Source organism: Pedobacter quisquiliarum, from assembly GCF_014642175.1.
GTDB classification, from domain to species: domain Bacteria; phylum Bacteroidota; class Bacteroidia; order Sphingobacteriales; family Sphingobacteriaceae; genus Pedobacter; species Pedobacter quisquiliarum.
Genome location: NZ_BMIL01000007.1, coordinates 54,577 through 78,499 on the forward strand (window position 1 = coordinate 54,577; position 23,923 = coordinate 78,499).

The following is a 23,923-nucleotide window of genomic DNA, read 5'->3' on the forward strand; positions in this document are numbered from 1 at the left end:
TGTTAATTGAAGTTTATGGTGAGCGCGACGGTAAATTCCCTGGTGGTGGTATTGTTATCTACGAGCAAGGTATGTTTTCCTGGATAAAGCAGATCCAGTCGCCGTTTGGTATTGGCCAGGCCGATGCCATTACTTTCTTCCAGGTGTTCCCGAGCTTCAAAGGTAGAGTTCTTGATTTCAACTTTCACAGCATCTTGTAATTGGCGGATGTCAATATACACGTAGCTTGGGTGAACACCACTGATGCCATGTTTGAATGCATTCTCAATGAAAGGCAGGAGTAGCATTGGGGCAACTTCATAGTTCTTCATGTTGGCCTGCTTTTCAATGATCACCTGCACGTCTCCGGATAAGCGTAGCTTCATCAGCTTGATGTAATCCTCTACAAACTTTAGTTCATTTTCCAGGGTAGTCAGGTCGGTTTTGGTGTCATAAATCACATAGCGCATCATGTGAGATAGGGTGTAAATGGCATCCTTCGCCGCGTTCGTATTGCGGTCGGTTAAGGCGTAAATGGTGTGTAGGGTATTGAAAAAGAAATGTGGATTGATCTGGGATTTCAACAACGAAAGTTCTGAGTTGATTTTATCCTTTTCTGTTGCCTGAAAAGCGAGCTGATCATGCTGCAGCTTCTTCGTCATGGCGATGATGGTGCTTACGCCATAGATGACCATGGCCATAATGATGGTGATGTAGGAAGCAGAATGATCTTCATTTTCCGGGTCTTTGTGCATCCGGTTCTTGAAAATCTTTTCCATGGCTTCGGGCACGCCCAGAGATCTGTCGAGCCAGTCATTCAGGAATACGACCGCAAACAGGGTGGCGATTACCAGGATGACAAAGGTGCCGGATCGATGTTTATACAACAACTTGGGGGTAAATACAAAGAAGTTGGCATAGAATAAACCTGCCCACATCAGATTGATCAGGACTTGTTTGATCCAGAATTCTGCGGGCAGACGGATCGGCCAGGTCAGCGGAAAGAAGGTCAGCACCAGCAAGGCTGCAATGATAAAGTAGTGTACGGAAGGAAGCTTTTTGCTGATGCCGGAGAATGCTGTCGTCATAATAAACAAAGATGTAAGATTTATCGCTGGCGCGGGACAGCGCCCGTCGATTCAAATGGCAGTCCCGTCGATTATTTCCGTACAACCATCTATAATGCAAATTAACGTGCCTTTAAATCCTTTGATTTGCGTCAAATCACGATGATTATGAAGATGAATGTTTACGATATTATAAGAATTAAGGTAGCAAGTTTTAGAACAGGACTTGTATTACTGATGCTATTTTTTGCGGTTAGTTGGGCCGGCTCGGTTCAGGCCCAGGTGCCTGGAGCGGGCCAGCCGGCAGCAGCAGCAGCAGGTGGCACTGTAAGTGGCATCGTGATCGACTCCGTAACTAAAAAACCGGTAGATTATGCAACAGTTAGTTTGTTTAAAGCTGGTGCAACAACGCCTTTCAGCGGCGGTTTAAGTGATGAAAAAGGTGCTTTCAGAATCACCAATGTGCCTGCAGGTACGTATCGCTTGCAAGTGAACTACATTGGCTATGATGTAAAGAATGTTGGCGGACTGGTTTTAGCACCAGGAAAGCTGGATAGAAACATGGGTCGCATCATCATTTCACCCGGAGCAAACCTGCTTGAAGCTGTTCAGATCACCGGTCAGCAAGCGTTGATTGAGAACAAGATCGACAAGCTTGTATTTAATGCGGAGAAAGACGTAACCAGCGCGGGTGGTAACGTGACAGATATTCTGCGTAAGGTACCGATGGTATCAGTGGATATGGATGGCAACGTTGCGCTTCGTGGCAGCCAAAATGTTCGTATCCTGATCAACGGTAAACCTTCCGGTGCACTAACCACAAATGCTGCGGATGTATTAAAATCCATGCCTTCTGATCAGATTAAAAACGTGGAGGTGATTACCTCGCCTTCGGCGAAATATGATGCGGAAGGTTCTGCAGGTATCATCAACATCATCACCAAAAAGAAAGAAGTATCTGGTGTAAGTGGTTCCGTAAATCTGGGCATCGGCACACGTCAGAATAACGAAAATGCCAACATCAACTTCAATAAAAACAAACTGAGTGTTACCGCAAATGTGGGTTTTAATGCTGGGTGGCCACAAACAACGTATTCTATGTTTGAGAGCAAGAACACTTTATTAGGTACGGAATCTTCCTCCAATGGCAAAAGCACATCGAACCGCCAGTTTTTGAGTGGTTCGGCTTCCGTAGGCTATGATTTTAATGATAACAACAGTTTCCTTTCGTCCTTTAGTAGAAGGGGTGGATCATTTAAAAATGATGGTACCACAACGAATAGTAACCTTTCCCGAGATGGTGAACTGATCAACTATACGGCGACGAACAGGAATGAAAACAGCATGTCGAACTTCGACTGGAATAATGATTTTACGCACAAATTTAAACGTGCAGGTGAGGAAATCAGCGTTGCCGCACAATGGACGCATGGTACTGCTGATGTGGATTATGCAACAGAATATTCTGCCTTTACGCAAAATCAGCGCGCTGAAAACCTGGGTACAAATAATGAGTATACGGTCCAAGTAGATTATGTACTTCCAATAAATAAGATGTTTAAAGTGGAGGCTGGCGCAAAAACCATTATCCGGGAAATTAAGAGTGATTACGACTTCTTTAATCCGAATGAGGCAGGACAGTATGTGTTAAATCCGATTACTTCCAATGCTTATGATTATGGGCAGGATGTTTATGCTGGGTACGGCTTATTAACGGCATCGCTGAGCAAGGGTTACACCCTGATGGCCGGTGCACGTATGGAAAGCACCAATATTGACGGTAGCTCTGGTAATACTGCCAGCGGACTGCAGCCATTTAAAAACGATTATCTGAATTTTATTCCAAGCTTAATTGTTTCTAAATCTCTGACGCCAACACAAACCATTAAGTTGAGCTATAGTAAGCGTATTCAGCGCCCAAGTCTGCAGTTCCTGAACCCTTTCCGGAACACCAGTGACCCACTGAATCAAAGTCAGGGTAATCCGGAACTATCGCCGGAGATCGGTCAGACCTTAGAATTCAACTACTCTACTTTTGTAAAGTCATCCGTAATCAATGCTTCAGTTTATTACCGCAGAACGGAAGACATCATCGAGAGCGTGGTAACTACCGTGCCTTTTACGACGATTGATAATGCAGGCAATGAGGTAACAAGAGATGTATCATTAAGCAGCTTCCAGAATGTTGGAACAAATAACTCCATCGGAACCAGCCTTTTTGGTTCGGCGCAACTATGGAAAGTACTAACGCTTAGGGGTAACATCAATGCTTTCACTTACAAGCCTCAGATCATCAGCAGCTTGCAGCAAGGCGAGCAGGAGACTTACATTCAGTATAATGCTTTTGTAAGTGCTACGGTTAAGATAAGCTCCACGCTAAATGCGGAAACTTTCGTGATGCAGAACTCGGCAAGAAGAACCTTCCAGGGTACAAACCCATCATTTAACCTGTGGGTGATTGGCTTAAAGCAGGACATCTTCAAGAAACGTGGTACCCTTGGACTGAACATCACACAGCCGTTTAAGGATTACAAGGACTTTGAGTCTAGCATCAACAGCGGACCACTAGTGCAGCGCAGCAAGTTCTCTGTACCGTTCCGTTCTTTCGGATTGAACTTCGCGTACAATTTTGGAAAGATGAACTATGGTGCGCAGCCACCGAGAAAGAAACGTGGTGTAACCAATGACGACTTGATCCAGGGCGGTGATGCAGGTGGACAGGGCGGACAAGGCGGGCCAAAATAGGGCTCAAAAAAAAGACGCTGACATAAGCTTCAAGTCGGTTAGGATCATCAGAAGATGAACCTAACCGACTTTTTTGTTAAATAGAATGGATGCTCAGTCAGAACTTCGATAATGTGAAGTTAGTTTTTCAGAACACTTAAGATTACTCATACATCAACCGCTAAATAACCTTATTGATACTTAAACACCAGCGAAAACACCGTTTGCTCAAAAGGTTCGGATTGTATTTCTACGCTGCCGTGGTGCATCTTCATGATGTTTCTGGTAATGGTAAGTCCAATGCCCGAGCCATTCTTCCGGGTGGTAAAAAACGGAATGAATACTTTCTTCATCAGTTCATTGTCAACCCCCTTCCCGTTGTCAATGACATCGATGTATAAACGACTGTTTTCCAGGCGGTAGCTTATCTCAATTACTGGTTCTTCAACGTTCTCTACAGCATAAATGCTGTTGGTTACCAGGTTGATCAATGCTTGTTCAATTAATTTTATGTCCAGCCGCAAGCTGATCTTCGATGAAGTCTGTACAACCTTCAGTTCTATGTTCTTTCCGGAGGCGAAGGGTTGCATCAGTATTTTAATGTGTTGCAGTACTTCTCCGATGGTATGCTCCTGCAGTATCGGGGTGGGCAATTCAGCCATGAGGCGATAGTCCTTTACAAAGTCGAGCAAGCCTTCAGAACGGCGCTTGATCGTCAGTAGTGCGGGTTTAAGATCTTCCAATGCTTCCGCATCAAGGTGATCTTTGCCTTCTACCATAGAACTCACCGTGTCGGACAAGGAACTGATTGGCGTTATGCTGTTCAGAATTTCATGGGAAATCACTCCAATCAGGCGGTTCCAGGCTTCAGATTCCTTCTGCTCGATCTCATCCTTGATATTCTGAAAGGAAATGATGATGTGGTCGGTATTATGCAGATTTAAAGGAATGAGTTCAGTAGACAACTGCGTGAGTTTATCCTGGATCTTCAGCTCAACAAACTTCTTACCGCCATCCATGATGTCGCGCAGCTGATTGGCGAACTCTGGCCTGTGGTTCTGGAGCCGGTGCCAGTACTTGTAAGCGGGAACCTGTAAAAGGTTACTTGCAGCCATGTTGAAGAAGACGATTTCTGCTTTTTCCACATTCTTTTCCACAGGCTTTAAGACAATAACACCAACAGGAACCTGTTCCAGGATGGTCTTGATTAGCTGGAACATGGATTCTTTTTCCAGCTGGATGCTTTTATGCACCTGGATAATGTCGTCAAAGGAGCGGTAGAGCTCCGGGAAGCTACTCTTGTGGCTCTTTGCCTTGAAGTTTATGGTGCTGTCTTGTGTTTTTACCGCAAGCATAAAGCGGTTGATGTCTGCTTTCATCCGGTCTATGAAGTAGTAGAGCGACACGATTGCCGCGATTAGAACAACACCTACACCAAAGATCGTGAACCAGAGTTCTGTCGTACGGATTAGGTAGATGAATAAAGCGACCAGCAGATTAATGATCAGCAGGCGAAGGAGCAACCTGAAGGTGAAGCTATTGAAGAAGCTCATAGGTCAAACTTTTCTATGCGTCTATAGAGTGCAGCACGTGTAAGCCCAAGTTCTGATGCTGCTCTGGAGATGTTGCCTTTATGTTTTTCGATAGCGCGCTGTACCATTAACTTTTCCATATCCCCAAGAGCCATCTCCTCTTGAACCGTCGGTGCGGCATTGCCGCCAAACTTCTGTGGGTTAAGTTGCAGATCTTCCTCCGTGATCTGCAAACCATCGGTCATGATTACCGCACGTTCAATAACGTGTTGTAGTTCACGCACATTGCCCGGCCAGTGGTAACGAAGTAACAGGGCTTCCGCTTTACTATCGAACTTTTGAATATTCCTGTGATACTTGTTGTTGAAAGTCTGCAGGAAGTGGCTTGCTAAAAGCAGGATATCGGAACCTCTTTTAGACAAGGGCGGTAAAAGCAGTTCCACCGTATTGATGCGGAAAAGTAGATCCTGCCTGAAGGTGCCTTTGGTCACCATTTCACTCAGGGGCATGTTCGTTGCCGTAACCAGTCGTACGTTAATCTTCCTTTCCCTGCTTTCCCCGAGGCGGTTTACCGTGCGGTTCTGAATCACACTGAGCAGCTTGGCTTGTAAAGGCAAACTAAGGTTGCCAATTTCATCCAGAAAGATGGTGCCGCCTTCAGCCATTTCAAATCGGCCGGGTTTATCTTCCTTCGCATCTGTGAAAGCACCTTTAGCATAGCCGAAAAGTTCGCTTTCGAAGAGGTTTTCTGTTAGGGAACCTAAGTCAACATGCATAAAGACGCCGTTTTTACGCTGCGAGTGCTTGTGAATTTCATAGGCAAAGACCTGTTTTCCGGTGCCATTTTCCCCAAGGATCAGGATGTTTGCATCCGTTGGTGCAACTTTCAGTAAGACACCTTGCAGCTTCTGAATGGGTTCGGACGCACCAACGATGTGTTCAAACCGCCGTGCCATGTCTGTTTGCAGGGAGGTATGGAGCTTCTCGAGTTTGTTCACCTTCTTGTTGGAATGCCTTAATTTTGCCGCTGCGGAAAGTGTGGCAAAGAGTTTCTCGTTCTCCCAGGGTTTAAGGATGAAATCTGTAGCACCCTTCTTTATTGCCTGCACGGCAAGTTCAACATTTCCGTAGGCCGTCATGAGGATAACCACGTAATCTTTATCTATGGATAGGATGTGCTCCAGCCAGTATAAACCTTCGCGCCCATCGCTGGAACCTTTCTGATAATTCATGTCCAGCAGAATGATGTCTACCTCATTACGGCTAAGCAGCACATTGATTTCCCGGGGGGATTTACAGGTGACTACCTGCTGGAAGTGCTGCTTAAGTAGCAGCCTGGCACTGAGGAGAATATCATCGTCATCATCGATGACCAGAACGGTTGCGTCAATCATATAATAAGCTTTGATCAAAACTAATAAAACTGTTCGATCACGTACAACAACTGTCCGATAATGAACGGTACAAAGTTAAAGTATCTGATTAAAACATTGATTATTAATAGATTAAGTTTGTTTTTTTGCTTTGGCATGTCCTTGGCAAACCCCAGATCAATATTGATGATATTATAATGGATAAGGTAATAAAGAAGAAGCGATTTAGTAAGAAGAACATCCTGATGCTTGCCGGTATTGCAACTGTGGTGTGTCTTGCAGGTTACGGCTATAGTTTGTCGCTAAACAAGGTCTATAAAGCAGATGCAAATAAAGTGACGATCAGTAAAGTGGCTTATGGCGATTTCGAAGACGTGGTATTGCTGAATGCTACTGTAGTTCCGTTAACTTCTGTAATTGTGAGTTCTTCTGAAGGTGGAACGGTGGCGGAGATCTTCACGGAAAATGGTGCTTCAGTAGTTAAAGGCACACCACTGTTGAGAATTGCCAATCCAAATGCATTATCTGCCTATACGAGTAGCGAAACCAGCATCATTGAGCAAATCAACCAGCTGCGCAAGCTACGCTTGGATTTAGAACAGAACCAGCGTGTAATGAAACAAGACATGATGGTTATTGAAAATAGCCTTCGCACTGCGTCCCGTAAGTACAAGATTGACAGTACGCTATTTGCCAAGAAAGTGATTACCCGCGAGGAATTTAATACCTCCAGTCAGGATTATGATTATTATAAAGACCGCAGGTCCATTTTGAAACAAGCGATGGATCAGGAGAGTCAAAGCCGCAAGATGCAGCTGAGCCAGATTGACTTCTCCATCGGTCGTATGGATGAGAGCCTGGAATCCATTCGACAAAACATTGAAAACATGACCATTAAGGCACCGGTTTCCGGCCGTTTATCTTCGTACGATCCTGTGATCGGAAAATCCTACGGCGCCAATGAAATGCTGGGCAAAATTGATGTGATGCAGGGCTATAAGTTGCAGGCAGGCGTAGATGAGTACTATATTAACCGCGTAAAAGAGGGGCAACGCGCCAATTGTGAAATCAATGGTAAGAACTACCAGTTGCTTGTCCGCAAGGTTATCCCTGAAGTTACCTCCGGGCAGTTCCAGATCGAGTTGGTTTTTGACGGCAAATCTGCAGACGAACTTCGTCGCGGTTTATCGCTGCAAACCAAGCTAACATTGTCTGATAACAGCAAGTCCCTGATGCTTTCACAAGGGCAGTTCTTCCAGAGTACCGGTGGAAATTGGGTCTATGTGGTTAAAGATGGCGAAGCCAGGAAAAGAAACATCAAAGTTGGCCGGAAGAACTACTTGTACTATGAGGTTATGGAAGGCTTGCAGAAAGATGAGCAAGTGATTACTTCATCTTACGACCAGTTTAACCAGTATGACATCATACAAATAAAGAAATAAGCGCCGGTTATATGAAGATGGCGACCCATTCACGAGATAAAAAGTATAGCAATGATAAGAATTGAAAATCTGGAGAAAGTCTACAAAACGGAAGAAATTGAAACGACAGCATTAAACGGCATCAACCTGCAGGTAAAAGAAGGGGAGTTCGTGTCGATTATGGGCCCATCGGGCTGTGGTAAATCAACGCTGCTGAACGTAATGGGCTTGCTTGACAAACCGGAAAGCGGCAGCTACAAGTTCATGGATACGGAGCTGCTGAAGCTTAACGACCGTGAACGATCCAACTTCAGGAAGGCGAACATGGGCTTTGTGTTCCAAAACTTTAACCTGATTGATGAACTCACGGTGTTTGAAAACATAGAACTTCCACTGATCTACAATAAAGTGCCGGCGGCAACCAGGAAAGCAATGGTCAATGAGATCATTCAGCGGATGAATATTGTGAACCGGAGCGGTCACTTCCCACAGCAACTGTCCGGTGGACAACAGCAACGGGTTGCCGTGGCAAGGGCGCTGGTGACCAAGCCAAAGCTGGTGCTTGCCGATGAGCCTACGGGTAACCTGGACAGCTCCCACGGGAACGAAGTAATGGAACTGCTGTGCGAGTTGAATGAGCAGGGCACCACGATTGTCATGGTTACCCACTCCTCGCATGATGCGGGATTCTCCAATCGGATCATCAACCTTAAAGATGGCCATGTGATCTCTGAAAAAATCAATAAAGGCATTACTGAAGAACTGATCTGAAATGTTTAAGCTGAACCTGAAAATAGCACTCCGTACGCTCTGGAAAAACAAGAGCTACACACTGATCAATGCTGGCGGACTGGCGATTGGCCTTGCCAGCTGTATGATCCTGCTTTTGTATGTTGCCCATGAATGGGGTTATGACAAACAATTTAGCGGCTACGAGAAAACCTATGTTGTTTATAACAATTCGAAGAACAATGCAGAGACCTTAAGCTGGGCATGGACACCGACCTTAATGGCCGGGGAAGTACGGGAAAAAATTGCCGGCGTGAAATATGCCTCACATTCAACCTATCCTAATCCTCATCTGATCAGCTACAAGCAGAATAACTTTAAGGCGCCTGCCGTATTCGCGGATCAAGCCTTTTTAAAGATACTCGATTATGAAATCCTGAGCGGAAATGCTGAACAAGCATTAACTGGGGTAAACACGGTCATTCTGACTGAAACACTAGCAGAAAAGCTTTTTGGCCAGGAAGATCCCATAAATAAGGTGGTAAAGTTTAACAACGAAGAAGTATTGAAGGTAAGTGCCGTGATCGCCGATGTTCCGGTGAACAGCAGCATTCAGTTCGAATACTTGCTACCCTGGGCACTCTTCGAAAAGATAAATCCCTGGGTGAAAAACTCCGGTTGGGGAAATAACAGTTGCTTAACCTTATTACAACTGCAGGATGAGGGGCAGTTGAGCGCTGTAAGCGCACAGATGCGTGACATCTACAAACGTAACATCCCCGATGCGACGAATGAGGTGGTTTTACAACCTTTGGCAAAGTGGCATTTGTACGATCATTTTGAAAATGGAAAGTCCGTTGGCGGAAGGATAGATCAGTTAAAAATCTTTTTCTTACTGGCATTTTGCATCCTGCTGATTGCGTGTGTCAACTTTATGAATCTGTCTACCGCAAGATCAGAGAAGCGTGCGCGGGAAGTTGGCGTCCGAAAAGCTGTAGGCTCTTCAAGAGCTGCGTTGATGAACCAGTTTCTCCAGGAATCTTTTCTCCTTGCCTTCATTGGCATGCTGACCGCCTTTATGCTCATGGAGATTGCCTTGCCATTTTTCAATAGCCTGCTAAACACCAGTTTGAAGATAAACTACACCGACTGGAGGTTCTGGGTTGCGCTGGTTGGCCTTACGCTTGCCACAGGCTTCATTGCAGGCATCTATCCGGCCTTCTACTTGTCTTCATTTGAGCCCGTGAAAGTGCTTAAAGGCTTTGGGCATTCGGGCGCGGCGACCTTGTCCATCCGCAAAGCGCTGGTGGTCTTTCAATTTGTTTTTGCCGCATGTTTAATCGTATGCACGGCGGTGATCTATCAGCAGCTGCAATACATTAAAGACAAGCCCATCGGCTTCAACAAGAATGGGCTGATTGAAATCCCAATGGAAGGGAATTTAAGGAGCAAGGAGAAGATGGCATTGCTGAAGACGCAACTGCTGGAATCCGGAGCTGTGACCGGCGTGACGTATTTCAGCCGGAGTCTGAACGAGGGCGGTAACAACACCTTTAGTGTAAGCTGGCCTGGAAAGAATCCTAATGACCAGGTGCTATTTAACTTTCGTAGTGCTGGTGCCAGTTTCAGCAAAACCATCGGTGCAGAAATGATCGCAGGGGAGGAGTTTTCTGAAGCACATCATAATGACTCCACCCATATGATTCTGAATGAAGCTGCCGTTGCCAGAATGGGCCTTAAGCATCCTGTAGGTGCCACGTTCAGCTGGGGCGGCTCGCCAGTGACTGTCATTGGTGTTATTAAGGATTTCGTTGTCGAATCTCCGTATCAGGCACCTGCCCCAATGATACTTTACCATATAGAAGATGAGTTTGAGTACATGATTGCGCGGATGAATCCTGAGGGGAATGTGAGCAGTTCCGTTAATAAGATTGATGAAATTGTTAAGGCCATTAATCCAAACTATCCCGTAGAGCGGAAGTTTGCGGACGATAACTTTGAGCAGAAGTTTCAGAATGAGCAGCTGCTGGGAACCATTGCAAATCTTTTTGGTGGCTTTGCAATCTTCATCTCCAGCCTGGGACTACTTGGCCTGGCGTTGTTTATGGCTGAGCAGCGAAAAAAGGAGATCAGCATCAGGAAGGTGTTGGGTGCGAGTACCATGAATATTCTGACTTTATTGAATAAAGACTTCATCAAACTTGTTGCGATCGCCAACGTCATTGCTTTTCCGCTCGCTTACATCATCAGCAGCAACTGGCTTTCCGCATATGAATACCGGATTCAGATTTCCTTGCTGCCTTTCGGCATTGCGGTGCTGCTGTCCCTGATCATCGCTGTGCTTACGGTAAGTCTGCAATCTTTCAAAGTTGCAAAAGCAAATCCAATTGACGCATTGAAGTACGAATAACACACCTAAATCTACAGGTCTAAATACAAACCCATGTTCAAGCTCAACCTGAAAATCGCATTGCGAAACCTGAAGAGGAACTTCGTGATATCCATGATCAACATCGGCGGACTGTCCATTGCGCTCGCTGCCTTCATCTTGATTGTGCTGTATGTAAACTATGAAACCAGTTACGACAAGCACAATCCCAACTACGAAAACATTTATATCGTAGGTCGCGACCTGAAGGATTTCAAGACGAACTTTACGCCGCCGCCTTTGGCGGAAATCATTGAGCAGAATTGCCCGGAAGTGGCATTGGTAGGAAAAATGACGCCCTCAAACCTGGAGTTTCCGCTAATTAGCGATGCCGGTCGGATCTACATCAAAAACACGATGGTCATGAATTTCAATGCGGCCAAGATTTTTGACCTCCATCCCCAAGGCGGCCTGAAGCAGCCTCAGGGAGAGATCGAACGCTTGTATTATTTGAATGAAGCGAGTATGCGCACGCTCTTCCCCAATAAGAAAGATAGCATGCCCGAGCTGGTGCTGATGGGTGGTAAAACGCTTGGACTGACTGCACCCATTCAGGGGAAAATTGTTCCAAATCCACATTCCAACCTGCAATTTGATGGCGTTGCCATCGGAAACAACTTAGGGGTAGCAGAAGGCTTTGGATTTCCGAACTACTATACTTACATCCAGGTGAAACCCGGAACCGATATCAAAGCGCTGGAAGCGAAGATCGACCGGTTAATGAAAGCCGGCATGATCAAAGAAAAGATTGATATGGGGTCCCTAAAAAATGAGCGTGTTTTCCTCGATCCACTCGCCAATCTTCACTTGAAACCCCAAGCTGGAAATGACACAAACTACAAGGTTGTTATGGCCTTGTTCATCTTGAGTATGCTCATTGTGGTTATTGCCTGTATAAATTTTACGAATTTAACCATCGCACAGGCGAATAAAAGAGCTAAGGAGGTGGGCATAAAAAAGGTGCTGGGTTCATACCGGCAACTACTCACCATGCAATTTATCACTGAAATTCTGATACAATGCGTGTTGTCGATGCTGCTCGCCCTCATGCTTGCCGAGCTCTTTATGCCTACTTTCAACAATCTTTTTGAAGTACCCCTGTCCTTGGCCGCAGGTGCGGAAGAACTGTATTGGATGCTTCCGCTGATCCTGTTGATCGTTACGTTTATTGCAGGCGTATATCCGGCTTTGATTCTCTCGGGCTTCAAACCTGCGCTCGTTTTGAAAGGCAATTTCGAAGCAGGACTGCAGACCAGCTGGATTCGTAAAGGACTGTTGGTGGTACAGTTTAGCATTGCGGTAATCTTTATTGCTGGCATCCTGATCGTGAACCGTCAGGTAGAATACCTGCACACGGAGGATACGGGCTTCGAAGCCAATCAGGTGCTGGTGATTAAAAACCAGATGATGTATAACAAGCCGGAGGTATTTGCAACTTTCCGGGATAAAGTGATGAAAATCAACGGGGTGAAATCTGCAACGGTCGCTAATGTAGTACCTGGCGGAGAACAGACCGGCAGCAACGGTTATACAGTTGAGGGCCGCGAAGCCTTGCTCGATTTTATTGATGTTGATTACGACTACTTTGAAACGCTGGGTATTAAATTGAAGTCCGGCAGAACTTTTTCCAAAGAATTTAAAAGTGACACGCTGAATGCAGCCATCATTAATGAAACGGCAGCAGCGAAGTACGGCTTGCTGGATCCGGTGGGCAAGACCATCCGCGGTTGCAATATCGATTACAAGATCATCGGGGTTATTAAAGATTTTAAATCGCAGGGCTTTGAAGCCGCGGTGCAGCCAACCATCTATGCCATGAAAAATCCGTGCGGCAACCCCCGCTTAAGCATCATGCTAAAAGTTGATGCGGCACAGATGTCTGCTGTTCTCGCTGCGCTAAAAGCGCAATGGTCGGGCATAAACCGGCTGGATGGGGAGGATTTCAGGTATGACTTTCTGGACGACTTATATGGGCGGTTATTTAAAAAGCAGGAACAACTTAAAGCTGTGTTTTTCACTGCTTCGATGCTGACGGTGTTCATCGCTGTTCTGGGCTTGTTTGCTTTCGCTAAAATCATGACCAGCAACAGGCGTAAGGAGATTGCAGTCCGCAAAGTGCTGGGAGCGTCAGACTTTCAGGTGTTGAAACTGCTGAATTCATCCTTTTTATGGATGTTGCTTATCGCGAATGTGCTGGCCTGGCCCTTGGTGTACCTGCTTGCGAGAACCTGGCTGGATACCTTTGCTTACCGGGTTGAATTATCGGTTGTTCCATTTGCCCTCGCCGGAGTCATCTCCCTTTTGCTTGCGGTAATTACCGTGAGTCTGCAAGCAACTAAAGCTGTTCAAGCCAATCCGGCTGCGGTATTAAAACATGAGTAAATAGAAAAGCTATGTTCAAACTTAACCTTACAATCGCCTGGCGTAATTTGTGGAAACATAAAATCTACACCTTTATCAATATTGCGGGCCTGTCCATTGGGATGGCGAGTTGCATTCTGATCTTCATCTTTATCAGGTACCAGCTCAGTTATGATGACGATTTTCAGCATAAGCAGCGCATCTACCGGGTGGTGAGTAACTGGAAGTATCTAAATGGGACCGACGCCTCACAGGGGGTACCGATACCCTTGGCTGCTGCCGTGCGAACCGAGATGCCACAGCTGGAAAAGGTTGCGGCCATTCAGCGAACTACTGGTGTATTGGCGGCACTCGGCGAAAGCGGAGAGGTCAGGTTCAAGGCGTATGAACCAGCGTATTTTGCAGAGGCTGACTTCTTTGATATCTTCAACTTTAGTTGGCTTGCCGGAAATCCGAAGAACGATCTTCTTGCGCCGAACACGGTTGCCTTATCCGAAAGTGCTGCGATCAAGTATTTTGGTCGCTGGCAGGATGCCATTGGTAAAATCCTGCGATTCCAAAAGCAGGAGGATGCCCGCGTGACAGCGATTTTCAAGGACCGCCCGGAAAATACTAGTCTACCCCTACAAGTTGTGTTTAGCTACGCCACCTTCAGTCAGAAAAACGATAAAAGCTGGGGCACGGTACGATCCACTTCGGAGTGTTACGTGCTGCTTAAAGATGGCGTGCAGATCAGGGATGCGGACGCTGCAATGGAGCAATTTAACCTGAAAAAATATAAGGATAATGATGAGGCCGGGCGGCAGTACCACAGCTTTCAAGCGCTAAGTGACATCCATCAAAATGGACGATACGGCAACTTCGCCGGTAGAAGTATCGAGAAAAGTGAACTCTATAGTTTAGCAATCATTGGCTTGTTTCTGATTTTAACGGCCTGTATAAACTTTATAAATCTTGCCACTGCACAGGCGATAGGCCGTTCTAAAGAAGTTGGCATCCGGAAGGTGCTGGGCAGTGAACGGCGCCAGCTGATCATACAGTTTCTTACCGAAACCCTGGCGATCAGTGTTGTTGCGATGTTGATCGCCTGTGTGCTGACTGAAGTTGCATTGCCATATATGCAACAGCTCTTCGATGAAAAGATCTCCTTCAGCTTACTGCAACACCCAATCATTTTTGTCTTCCTGGTGGGGCTGGTACTGCTGGTCAGCTTGCTGGCTGGTTTCTATCCTGCACTGATCATCTCTGGTTTTAATCCCGCCATGGCCATAAAGAACAAGGTTTCCTCGAGCTATGCTGGTGGTCTTGGCCTCCGCCGATTGTTGCTGGTGCTTCAATTTACCATTACAACGGTGCTCATCATCAGTACAATGGTGGTGATGAAACAGATGCAATACATGCGTGAAAAGCCATTGGGCTTCAATCCGAATGCGATAGCCATTGTGGGTCTCCCCGGGGATAGTTTAAGCCTGTTGAAACACGAGAATTTCAAGGCAAGGCTCCTGGCCATACCAGGTGTGGAACAGGTAAGTTTATTTGATGTTGCCCCATCGTCAAACAATGTTTCAGAAAGCGACTTCTCGCTTAATGGTACCGCGAATAAAGATTTCCAGATCAGAACCATGCATATCGACCTGGATTACTTCAAGACTTTCGACATGAAATTTATTGCCGGAAAGATGCTTCTGAAGAGTGACACAACAAATAGCTATGTTGTCAATGAGACCTTTTTGAAGCGGAATGGCATCAACGACCCAGAGCAGGCTTTGGGTAAGTTGCTCACGGTAAACAGCGTGACAGCACCTATTGTAGGTGTTAGCAAAGACTTCAATGATAAGTCCTTACATGAACAGATATCACCAATCGTGATGTCTTCTAATCACTTGGACTACTACAATATGGCGGTAAAGATGGACAGCAGGCAAATGGTAAATGTTATGGCTGCGGTGCAGCAGTTGTGGAACGCTACTTTCCCCAATGATGTTTATGAATCCAGTTTCGTGAACGATGATTTGAATGACTACTATGCTGCAGAAAGGATCATGGGGGTACTTTTCAGGGTCTTTTCCTTTGTGATCATTTTCATCTCTTTTGTTGGACTTTTCGGGCTAATATCCTTTGTTACCAACCAACGTACCCGTGAAGTGGCTATCAGGAAAGTGCTCGGTGCCTCAACCTTTGAACTCCTACGCTTGCTCAATGGTTCCTTCCTGTTGCTGGTGTTTCTTGCGAACCTAATTGCCTGGCCTTTAGCATATATACTGATTAACCAATGGCTAAATCAATACGCTTATAGGATTGAACTGAACGTTTGGCCTTTCGCTGCCGCCATGTTCATATCTATGTTGATAACGTTGATTACCGTAAGTCTGCGCTCCTATAAAGTTGCAGGAACAAACCCGGTGGATGCGTTAAAATATGAATAGTCCAGGTGAATATGACTATGCTGTCCTAAATAGGGAAGGCTTTAACCTAAAATAATAACTTCGAACTTTACGAGAGATGATCACACTATCCAATATCGAGAAATACTACAGCAATAAAGGAATTAAGAACTATGTGCTGCGCCATGTGACAACGCAGATCCATCCAGGCGAGTTTGTCAGCATCATGGGACCTTCCGGGGCCGGGAAGTCTACTTTACTGAATGTTCTGGGTATGCTCGAACAGCCTACATATGGCAAATATGAGTTTATGGGCGAAGATGTATCCTTACTCAAAGAAAGCAAGCGCATAGAACTGTACCGGCACCACATTGGCTTTGTTTTCCAGGCCTACCACCTCATTGATGAAATGACGGTTGCGGAAAATATAGAAGCGCCTTTGCTGTACAAGAAAGTTGGCGGCGCGGAGCGCAAGAGTAGGGTAGCGGATATCCTGGACCGCTTCAACATTGTTGCTAAAAAGGATTTATTTCCGAACCAATTGTCCGGCGGACAGCAGCAACTGGTTGGCATTGCCCGTGCGCTGGTTGCACAACCTTCCATTATTCTGGCTGATGAGCCGACCGGAAACCTACAATCTACACAAGCGCTGCAGATCATGGATCTGTTCAAGAAGCTGAACCAGGAAGAGGGGATTACCATCATACAAGTTACCCACTCGGAAGTTAATGCCACCTATGGCTCCAGAATCCTGCATTTGTTAGACGGGGTCATCAAGGAAGACGAAGCTGTCTTAACGTAAGCACAGCCAGCGATACACTTCGGGTTAGACGCACACCTAACGCACACCTAACCCACACCAAACGCACACCTGGCGCACACTGACTGTGCGCTAGGTGTGTGTTTGGTATGCGTTTGTTCTCTGCTTGCTGTGGTATTATCCCCCCCGCAATCCGCTTTAAATGTAACTCCAGTTTTAAGCATAAAAAAGCCGGCTGCATCAGAGACGCAGCCGGCTTAATAGCATGTTTGAACGCTTATCTTCTGTTACCGAAGATTCTTAACAGGTATAAGAATATGTTAAGGAAATCCAGGTACAGGCTTAGCGCGCCCATAATGGCAAGTTTCTTTGAATCTGCAGCAGCAATGGTGTCGCCGTTTTCTTCAATACCCTGACCGATCATTTTCAGTTTCTGAACATCATATGCTGTCAATGCGGTGAAGATCGCCACACCGAAGAAGCTCAGGATATAGTCGAATGTTGAACTACCCAGAAACATGTTGATTACGGTACAGATCACCAAACCGATAAGACCAACCATCAGAATGGATCTGAACTGGGTAAGGTCTGTATTGGTTGTATAACCCAGGAAGGCCATAATACCGAATATACCAGCAGCAGCTGCAAAACAGCTCACAATTGAAGCAGTGGTATAAGCCAATAGAATAAAGCTTAAACTTACCCCGGTTAATATGGAATACAGCACGAATACACCCAATAGGGCGGTATAAGAAAGTCGGCTCATGCCGGCGCTCATTAGCATTACGAGTCCAAGTGGAGCGAACATTACAATATAGCCCAAAGTGCTCATGCCCGCACGCATTCCGGTTTGGTCATACTTAACTAAGTAATCCATGTAGCCCGGTGTGTTTGCCATGAAAAAGGCAGCAAGTGTAGATAGTCCGAGGGCTATAAACATCCAGAGAAAGACGTTTGCAAAAAACTTCTTTGCAACGGCACCCTTCTCTTCCTGAATGATTTCAGGTCTGTGTGCCCATTGATAATTGTTGTTGTTATCCATTTGTGTTAAATTTTGTTATTAAAGATAATCATTGTCTGATAGATACAAAAGCTATGCCCCAAGCCTTTTTGTCAGGGTTTCTTCAACTTTCTTGAAGATCTGTATGGGTTTCATGGTTCGCCATGCCAAATCGTCTAGCTGTCCCCCGAAATTGATGTAATAGTCAATGTTGCTGCTGCGGAATTCCTGGATCACGTGTTCGTTGAAGTTGATACCTGCAATCCAGCCATCTTCTACATCCTGGAACCACTCTTCGTAGTAACTGTCTTCGGAGGCGTGGAAGTTCAGGACGTTTTCCCCAATGAGGATAAATTTATTAATGCCTTCATCGATCATCAGCTCCAGGATTTCCCGTTTCATGAGCATGATGTCGTTGCTGATGGCATCATTCCATTCGCCGATATATTCGATAATGGCATAGCCGCGGTCGTAATCTGCGAAGAGTACTTTCAAATAGAGCGTGCTAGAGCCGAAATCATCCCATTGCGGGTGAATCAGGAAGTTATAGAGCTGTTTATCAAAGTGAAACTCGGAATACTCTGTATTGTAAAAAGGCGAACGGTCATCTTCAGCGGCGATGTAATAATCGCGCCACTGATAATATGGTTCAATCTCGTGCATGGGTGTTGTTTGATTTATTTGTGAGCAGCGTCAACAGCTTTGCGCACACTCCCGTGTTTGTTTAGGAGGGCTTCGGCACTTGCCTGATCAATGTTTAGTTCTTCCATGATCATGTCAATACCTCTGTTTACCAGCTTATGATTGGTTAACTGCATATCAACCATTTTATTGCCTTTCACCTTGCCAAGTTTTATCATGACCGTGGTGCTAAGCATGTTCAGCACTAGTTTCTGCGCGGTACCAGATTTCATGCGGGTAGATCCGGTTAAAAACTCAGGACCTACAACAACCTCAACAGGGTAGTCGCTTTCTGCTGCGATGGGTCCCCCTTCATTGCAAACGATGCATCCGGTTAAGACACCTTTCTCGCGCGCAGTGTGCAGTCCGCCGATCACATATGGCGTGGTGCCAGATGCGGCAAGGCCGATGAGGCAATCTTTTTCATTGATCTGGTATTCGCTAAGGTCGTTCCAGGCCTGGTCGGCGTCATCCTCAGCATTTTCAACGGCTTTGCGGATTGCGGTATCGCCACCGGCAATAATGCCGACAACGTAATCGAAGGGTACACCGAAAGTAGGGGGGCACTCGGAAGCATCCACAACACCTAATCTGCCGCTGGTACCAGCACCGATATAAAACAAGCGTCCACCTGCTTTCATGCGCTCGGTTACCGCTTCAGCAAGCTTCTCAATTTGTGGGATCACTTTTTCAACAGCAAGCGGAACCGTTTGATCTTCTTTGTTTATGCCATGGAGAATTTCCAGAATGGACATTTGATCAATATTGTTATAGTGGGATTCCTGCTCAGTAACGCGTATCATAGCTTAGATTTTTTGTTAAAACTCGTTAATTTCTTTTTAAACCGGAAATTGTAATGCGTTTCGCTGCATTTTTAGCCCGTCGATACGCGTTTGCTTCTTCTTTTTTAAGGGTAAATGAAGGAAGATTTTGGGAGACGCTCATCGCATTAAAAAACTTGTAAAACATTATCAATTAAACTGAGTTAAATAGGCATTTGAAAACGTCAAATGCATAACTTTGTATTAGATCGTCTCCATGAATAAAAATACCCGTCAGAACCTCTTCATTGCCCTTACGTACTCGCTCACTTTAATCGGTGGAATGTTCCTTGGATACAAGTTTCTGAGGGATCAGGGCTTTACGGTCGAAAAGCACATTACCTACAATGATAATGATGCCGAGAAAGTTGACGAAATCCTCACCATCATCAACAAAAACTATGTGGATGAGGTAAATACCGAGAAATTTCAGAAAATGCCGATCGACAGTATGCTGCATCAGCTCGATCCACATAGCGTGTATCTGCCGCCGGCAAAAGCATTTGAGCAGAACGAGATGCTGGAAGGACAGTTTGAGGGCATCGGCATTGAATATTATATTCTTAAAGATTCTTTACTGGTGACCAATGTGGTTAAAGATGGACCGGCTTTTAATGCGGGGATGCGTATTGGCGACCGTATTTTGAAGGTGGACAGCACAATGGTTTCGGGTATGGGTTTACCGCGTGCAAAAATGATCGGTAAGATTAAGGGTAAACGTGGTACACCGGTGAAATTAACGGTATTGCATGGAACGGGATTTAAGCCCGTAGAACTCGTTGTAAAAAGGGGGAAAGTGCAAGTGAGTAGCATTGATGCGGCCTATATGCTGAACAATGAAGCTGCTTATGTGCGCATCAGCAAGTTTGGGGCGAACACCGACCAGGATTTTGTTGAGGCGGTCAGGAAACTTAAAGATAAGGGGATGAGCAAGCTTATTCTCGATTTAAGGGATAATGGCGGTGGTTACCTTACAGCCGCAACGGGCCTGGCAAGTCAGCTGCTCCCGGAGAATGAATTGATTGTTTATACGGAAGGCAAACATGAGCCGCGTACAGATTATATTTCAACAGGTGGCGGTGAATTTGAAAATGGGAAGTTGGCCGTTCTGATCAATGAACACACGGCTTCAGCAAGTGAGATTCTAGCGGGTGCTGTACAGGATCTGGACCGGGGTGTGATTGTTGGTCGCAGGTCTTTCGGAAAAGGCCTTGTACAGGAGCAGTTTCCTTTTGGTGATGGCTCGGCGTTGAACCTGACCATCGCGCGATATTACACGCCCCTTGGAAGAAGCATACAGAAGTCGTACAAGAAAGGGTATAATGCGTACCAGCATGAGGTGGATGAGCGGTTTACAAAGGGAGAACTGACCGAGAAGGCAGATCGCTTACGTGATTCGCTGAAGGGCAGCAGAGCCTATGTTACGGCATCGGGTAAGCGCGTTTTTGGCGGCGGCGGTATTCAGCCGGACGTGTACGTGAAAATGGATACAACCGGTGTTACGAAGCTTTATACAGAACTTATTGATAAGCATGTACTGTTCGACTTCGTGTTTGAGGTTTTGGCGAAGCGCTATAATCCGACGTACTTAGAGCAAAATCTGGGCATGTTCAGCGTGAGTGAAAATGATCTTAAAGACCTGGTGAAATACATGCAGCAGCACGATGTGGCATACGACCAGAAGCAGTTCTTAGCTTCGAGGAATAACATCCAGACAGACTTACGTTTGTTGCTGTACAAATACCATCTTGGCGATGCCGGGTACTACCGGGCATTGAATCTAAATGACAAGATGGTTAAGCAAGCCTTGAATAGCCTGCAATAACCATCTTGAATAATCTTATTCCTTAAGTTTTTGACCTGGATTACTTCTGTCTGAAGTAGATCTGGATCGGTGAACCTTTGAAGTCAAAGTGCTCACGTAGTTTGTTCTCTATGAAGCGTTTATATGGCTCCTTGATGTACTGAGGAAGGTTACAGAAGAACGCAAACATTGGAGAGGTTGCATTGATCTGGGTGATGTATTTGATTTTGATGTATTTTCCTTTTTGGGACGGTGGCGGAAAGTTTTCAATGATTGGCAGCATCACGTCATTCAGCTTTGAAGTCGGGATTTTCTTGCCTCTGTTTTTGAATACCTCAAGTGCCGCTTCAACAGCCTGGAAGATACGTTGTTTGTTAACAACGGAAGTAAAGATGATCGGAATGTCTGTAAATGGCTGTAGTTTCTGGCGGATCTGATCTTCGAATTGTTTAACCGTTTGGTTGTTCTTTTCGATCAAATCCCATTTATTAACCAGGATTACAATACCTTTTTTATTCTTCTCTGCAAGGTGGAAGATGTTGACGTCTTGCGACTCTAAGCCTTCCACAGCATCGATCATAAGGATAACGACATCAGCTTCCTCCAAAGCTTTGATGGTTCTCATTACAGAATAGAACTCGATGTTCTCTTTAACTTTCGTTTTCTTTCTTAAACCTGCTGTGTCGATGAACATGAACTCATGTCCGAACTGGTTATAGTGTATGTGAATGGAATCTCTCGTTGTACCAGCGATCGGGGTAACGATATTTCTGTCTTTACCCATCAGCGCGTTGATCAGCGAAGATTTACCAACGTTAGGCCGCCCCACGATGGTAAGCTTCGGCAAAGCATTTTCTTCTTCTACAACGTCTTCAAAGTGTGTAATGACATCATCTAATAAATCACCTGTTCCAGATCCCGTCATGGAAGAGATTGGGTAGATTTCGCCTAAACCAAAGCCGTAGAAAACGGCCGCATCATTTTGAAGGGCGTTGTTGTCTACTTTGTTTACGACGATGTATACAGGTTTTTTACTTCTGCGTAAAAGTTGGGCGATCTCATCATCAAGATCGGTAATGCCGGTGGTTACATCCACCATAAACAAAAGTACCGTTGCTTCTTCAATGGCAATAACCACTTGTTCGCGGATTGCTGCTTCAAAAACATCTTCAGAATTGGCTACATAGCCACCTGTATCGATTACGGTAAAGTGTTTGTCAGTCCATTCAGCCACACCATAATGGCGGTCACGTGTTACACCGCTAAAATCATCAACAATAGCTTTGCGACTTTCAGTTAAGCGGTTAAAAAGAGTGGATTTGCCTACGTTGGGTCTGCCGACAATTGCAATAATGTTACTCATATGTAGTGTGAATTGTATTAATTATTAAGGGGTTGCAAAGGTACGCTTAATTTTCGTACCCGAAGCTTTTTAGGTAATTCTTTTTACTACGCCAGTCGGGTAGTACTTTGACAAAAGTTTCCAGGAACACCTTCTGGTCCAGGAACTTCTCAATGTCTTTACGCGCCTCAGTACCAACCTTTTTAAGCATGGAGCCGCCCTTGCCAATCAGGATGTTTTTCTGTGAATCTCGTTCAACGATAATCTCGGCACTGATCCTGGTGATCTTCTCTTCTTCTTTGAAGGCGGTAATTACAACTTCTGTGCTGTAAGGGATTTCTTTCTGGTAGTTGGTGAAGATTTTCTCACGGATGATCTCTGAAACGAAGAAGCGTTGACTGCGATCAGAAAGTTCTTCTTTGTCGTAATAGGCTTCATGCTCCGGAAGGTTATCCAGCAGCATTTCCATGATACCATCGAGGTTATATTTGTGCAATGCAGAGATGGCGAAGATGTGTTTAGGGTTCAGCTTCTCCTGCCAGAAGGCGGATTTCTCATCCACTTGTTCCTGGGTAGCATTGTCGATCTTGTTGATCAGTACAATCATTGGGATGGTGGTGTTCAGGATCTTCTCCAGAACATCATTCTCATCATACTGCTCATTGATATCGGTAACGAATAAAAGTAGGTCAGCATCGCTAAGCGCGCCATTTACGGAATGCATCATTGCATCCTGTAACCCGTATTTAGGTTTGATCACCCCGGGGGTATCTGAAAAAACAATTTGGTAGTCTTCTTCATTCACGATACCCAGAATCCGGTGGCGTGTAGTTTGGGCTTTGGGTGTGATGATGGAGAGCTTTTCGCCGATCAGCGCGTTCATCAAGGTAGACTTGCCCACATTGGGCTTTCCGATGATGCTTACAAAACCTGCTTTATGTGACATAAACTTTTTTTTAAAATAAATTTGCAATGCAAAGAAACGAAATATATCTTTGCAGTCCAATTTAAAAACAACGCAGGGTAGTTCTTTAACGTTTTAAATTGTCAAATAGTGCGGGGTGGAGCAGTTGGTAGCTCGTCGGGCTCATAACCCGAAGGTCATCAGTTCGAGTCTGGTCCCCGCTACCTAGGAAGCATAAGCAGCAATGTGAGTCGCTTCTAATTTTGGCCCGTTCGTCTAGGGGTGAGGACGCCAGATTTTCATTCTGGAAACAGGGGTTCGATTCCCCTACGGGCTACAGTAAAAAGAGAGGCAGGACAGCCTCTATAATAAAAGTATAGTGCGGGGTGGAGCAGTTGGTAGCTCGTCGGGCTCATAACCCGAAGGTCATCAGTTCGAGTCTGGTCCCCGCTACCAAAGGAAGCATAACAGCAATGTTAGTCGCTTCATTTTGGCCCGCTCGTCTACCGGTTAGGACGCCAGATTTTCATTCTGGAAATAGGGGTTCGATTCCCCTGCGGGCTACATCAGATAAGAAGGCTGTAAACGAAAAGTTTGCAGCCTTTTTTGTTAT

General features: G+C 45.4%; 16 protein-coding genes and 4 tRNA genes. 12 read left to right on the forward strand and 8 right to left on the reverse strand.

Annotation, left to right across the window (positions count from 1 at the left end; genetic code table 11):
* Nucleotides 1–2: 2 nt before the first annotated feature.
* Nucleotides 3–1,067 carry a sensor histidine kinase gene (locus IEW69_RS11215; protein WP_188626954.1) on the reverse strand — a complete coding sequence of 355 codons (1,065 nt, stop codon included), beginning with the start codon at nucleotides 1,065–1,067 and terminating at the stop codon, nucleotides 3–5.
* Nucleotides 1,068–1,214: 147 nt separating this feature from the next.
* On the opposite strand from IEW69_RS11215, the gene IEW69_RS11220 reads away from it, so the two are divergent.
* Nucleotides 1,215–3,791 carry a TonB-dependent receptor gene (locus IEW69_RS11220; RefSeq protein WP_188626955.1) on the forward strand — a complete coding sequence of 859 codons (2,577 nt, stop codon included), beginning with the start codon at nucleotides 1,215–1,217 and terminating at the stop codon, nucleotides 3,789–3,791.
* Between the two features lie 170 nt (nucleotides 3,792–3,961).
* Here the strand turns inward: IEW69_RS11220 and IEW69_RS11225 are convergent, their stop codons facing one another.
* Together IEW69_RS11225 and IEW69_RS11230 are read right to left on the reverse strand one after the other, a co-directional pair.
* The gene (locus IEW69_RS11225) at nucleotides 3,962–5,323 is read right to left on the reverse strand and encodes a sensor histidine kinase (RefSeq protein WP_188626956.1); all 1,362 of its coding nucleotides are present in this window, start codon (nucleotides 5,321–5,323) and stop codon (nucleotides 3,962–3,964) included.
* The gene (locus tag IEW69_RS11230; RefSeq protein ID WP_188626957.1) at nucleotides 5,320–6,696 is read right to left on the reverse strand and encodes a sigma-54-dependent transcriptional regulator; all 1,377 of its coding nucleotides are present in this window, start codon (nucleotides 6,694–6,696) and stop codon (nucleotides 5,320–5,322) included. The genes IEW69_RS11225 and IEW69_RS11230 overlap by 4 nt, the downstream gene beginning before the upstream one ends.
* Before the next feature lie 176 nt (nucleotides 6,697–6,872).
* Between IEW69_RS11230 and IEW69_RS11235 the strand changes: the two genes are divergently transcribed.
* The 6 genes from IEW69_RS11235 to IEW69_RS11260 all read left to right on the forward strand — a co-directional run bounded on the left by IEW69_RS11235 (nucleotide 6,873) and on the right by IEW69_RS11260 (nucleotide 16,800).
* Complete coding sequence (locus IEW69_RS11235; RefSeq protein WP_188626958.1) at nucleotides 6,873–8,117, forward strand: efflux RND transporter periplasmic adaptor subunit; 1,245 nt, start codon at nucleotides 6,873–6,875, stop codon at nucleotides 8,115–8,117.
* 51 nt (nucleotides 8,118–8,168) lie between these two features.
* A complete protein-coding gene (locus IEW69_RS11240) occupies nucleotides 8,169–8,867 on the forward strand; it encodes an ABC transporter ATP-binding protein (protein WP_188626959.1) in 699 nt (232 codons plus the stop codon).
* A 1-nt stretch (nucleotide 8,868) separates the two neighbouring features.
* A complete protein-coding gene (locus IEW69_RS11245) occupies nucleotides 8,869–11,235 on the forward strand; it encodes an ABC transporter permease (protein WP_188626960.1) in 2,367 nt (788 codons plus the stop codon).
* A 33-nt stretch (nucleotides 11,236–11,268) separates the two neighbouring features.
* Nucleotides 11,269–13,635, forward strand: coding sequence for an ABC transporter permease (locus IEW69_RS11250; protein WP_188626961.1), 2,367 nt, complete (start codon nucleotides 11,269–11,271; stop codon nucleotides 13,633–13,635).
* Nucleotides 13,636–13,646: 11 nt separating this feature from the next.
* Nucleotides 13,647–16,040 (forward strand): ABC transporter permease, encoded by a 2,394-nt coding sequence (locus IEW69_RS11255; RefSeq protein WP_188626962.1) that lies wholly within the window; start codon nucleotides 13,647–13,649, stop codon nucleotides 16,038–16,040.
* Nucleotides 16,041–16,116: 76 nt separating this feature from the next.
* Nucleotides 16,117–16,800, forward strand: coding sequence for an ABC transporter ATP-binding protein (locus tag IEW69_RS11260; RefSeq protein WP_188626963.1), 684 nt, complete (start codon nucleotides 16,117–16,119; stop codon nucleotides 16,798–16,800).
* Between the two features lie 235 nt (nucleotides 16,801–17,035).
* On the opposite strand, the gene IEW69_RS11265 is transcribed toward IEW69_RS11260, so the two are convergent.
* From IEW69_RS11265 to murQ, 3 genes are read right to left on the reverse strand one after another with little or no spacing between them, the layout of a single operon-like run.
* On the reverse strand, nucleotides 17,036–17,800 hold the full coding sequence (locus IEW69_RS11265; RefSeq protein ID WP_188626964.1) for a Bax inhibitor-1/YccA family protein: 765 nt from the start codon (nucleotides 17,798–17,800) through the stop codon (nucleotides 17,036–17,038).
* Between the two features lie 51 nt (nucleotides 17,801–17,851).
* Nucleotides 17,852–18,421, reverse strand: a complete 570-nt coding sequence (locus IEW69_RS11270) for a hypothetical protein (RefSeq protein WP_188626965.1) — start codon at nucleotides 18,419–18,421, stop codon at nucleotides 17,852–17,854.
* Nucleotides 18,422–18,435: 14 nt separating this feature from the next.
* Complete coding sequence (murQ, locus tag IEW69_RS11275; protein WP_188626966.1) at nucleotides 18,436–19,242, reverse strand: N-acetylmuramic acid 6-phosphate etherase; 807 nt, start codon at nucleotides 19,240–19,242, stop codon at nucleotides 18,436–18,438.
* Between the two features lie 235 nt (nucleotides 19,243–19,477).
* On the opposite strand from murQ, the gene IEW69_RS11280 reads away from it, so the two are divergent.
* Nucleotides 19,478–21,085, forward strand: coding sequence for a S41 family peptidase (locus tag IEW69_RS11280; protein WP_188626967.1), 1,608 nt, complete (start codon nucleotides 19,478–19,480; stop codon nucleotides 21,083–21,085).
* Between the two features lie 40 nt (nucleotides 21,086–21,125).
* Here the strand turns inward: IEW69_RS11280 and der are convergent, their stop codons facing one another.
* Both der and era read right to left on the reverse strand, forming a co-directional pair.
* A complete protein-coding gene (der, locus tag IEW69_RS11285; protein ID WP_188626968.1) occupies nucleotides 21,126–22,427 on the reverse strand; it encodes a ribosome biogenesis GTPase Der in 1,302 nt (433 codons plus the stop codon).
* Between the two features lie 46 nt (nucleotides 22,428–22,473).
* On the reverse strand, nucleotides 22,474–23,352 hold the full coding sequence (gene era, locus IEW69_RS11290) for a GTPase Era (RefSeq protein ID WP_188626969.1): 879 nt from the start codon (nucleotides 23,350–23,352) through the stop codon (nucleotides 22,474–22,476).
* 109 nt (nucleotides 23,353–23,461) lie between these two features.
* On the opposite strand from era, the gene IEW69_RS11295 reads away from it, so the two are divergent.
* The 4 genes from IEW69_RS11295 to IEW69_RS11310 all read left to right on the forward strand — a co-directional run bounded on the left by IEW69_RS11295 (nucleotide 23,462) and on the right by IEW69_RS11310 (nucleotide 23,874).
* Nucleotides 23,462–23,534: transfer RNA gene (locus tag IEW69_RS11295), tRNA-Met, on the forward strand.
* 41 nt (nucleotides 23,535–23,575) lie between these two features.
* Nucleotides 23,576–23,647, forward strand: a tRNA-Glu gene (locus IEW69_RS11300).
* Nucleotides 23,648–23,690: 43 nt separating this feature from the next.
* Nucleotides 23,691–23,766: transfer RNA gene (locus IEW69_RS11305), tRNA-Met, on the forward strand.
* A 36-nt stretch (nucleotides 23,767–23,802) separates the two neighbouring features.
* Nucleotides 23,803–23,874 (forward strand) — tRNA-Glu (locus IEW69_RS11310).
* The last annotated feature ends 49 nt before the right edge of the window (nucleotides 23,875–23,923 follow it).

Coding starts and splice junctions, on each gene's coding strand:
- IEW69_RS11215 (WP_188626954.1), bottom strand. CDS start 1,067: ATGACGACAGCATTCTCCGGCATCAGCAAAAAGCTTCCTTCCGTACAC.
- IEW69_RS11220 (WP_188626955.1), top strand. CDS start 1,215: ATGAAGATGAATGTTTACGATATTATAAGAATTAAGGTAGCAAGTTTT.
- IEW69_RS11225 (WP_188626956.1), bottom strand. CDS start 5,323: ATGAGCTTCTTCAATAGCTTCACCTTCAGGTTGCTCCTTCGCCTGCTG.
- IEW69_RS11230 (WP_188626957.1), bottom strand. CDS start 6,696: ATGATTGACGCAACCGTTCTGGTCATCGATGATGACGATGATATTCTC.
- IEW69_RS11235 (WP_188626958.1), top strand. CDS start 6,873: ATGGATAAGGTAATAAAGAAGAAGCGATTTAGTAAGAAGAACATCCTG.
- IEW69_RS11240 (WP_188626959.1), top strand. CDS start 8,169: ATGATAAGAATTGAAAATCTGGAGAAAGTCTACAAAACGGAAGAAATT.
- IEW69_RS11245 (WP_188626960.1), top strand. CDS start 8,869: ATGTTTAAGCTGAACCTGAAAATAGCACTCCGTACGCTCTGGAAAAAC.
- IEW69_RS11250 (WP_188626961.1), top strand. CDS start 11,269: ATGTTCAAGCTCAACCTGAAAATCGCATTGCGAAACCTGAAGAGGAAC.
- IEW69_RS11255 (WP_188626962.1), top strand. CDS start 13,647: ATGTTCAAACTTAACCTTACAATCGCCTGGCGTAATTTGTGGAAACAT.
- IEW69_RS11260 (WP_188626963.1), top strand. CDS start 16,117: ATGATCACACTATCCAATATCGAGAAATACTACAGCAATAAAGGAATT.
- IEW69_RS11265 (WP_188626964.1), bottom strand. CDS start 17,800: ATGGATAACAACAACAATTATCAATGGGCACACAGACCTGAAATCATT.
- IEW69_RS11270 (WP_188626965.1), bottom strand. CDS start 18,421: ATGCACGAGATTGAACCATATTATCAGTGGCGCGATTATTACATCGCC.
- murQ (WP_188626966.1), bottom strand. CDS start 19,242: ATGATACGCGTTACTGAGCAGGAATCCCACTATAACAATATTGATCAA.
- IEW69_RS11280 (WP_188626967.1), top strand. CDS start 19,478: ATGAATAAAAATACCCGTCAGAACCTCTTCATTGCCCTTACGTACTCG.
- der (WP_188626968.1), bottom strand. CDS start 22,427: ATGAGTAACATTATTGCAATTGTCGGCAGACCCAACGTAGGCAAATCC.
- era (WP_188626969.1), bottom strand. CDS start 23,352: ATGTCACATAAAGCAGGTTTTGTAAGCATCATCGGAAAGCCCAATGTG.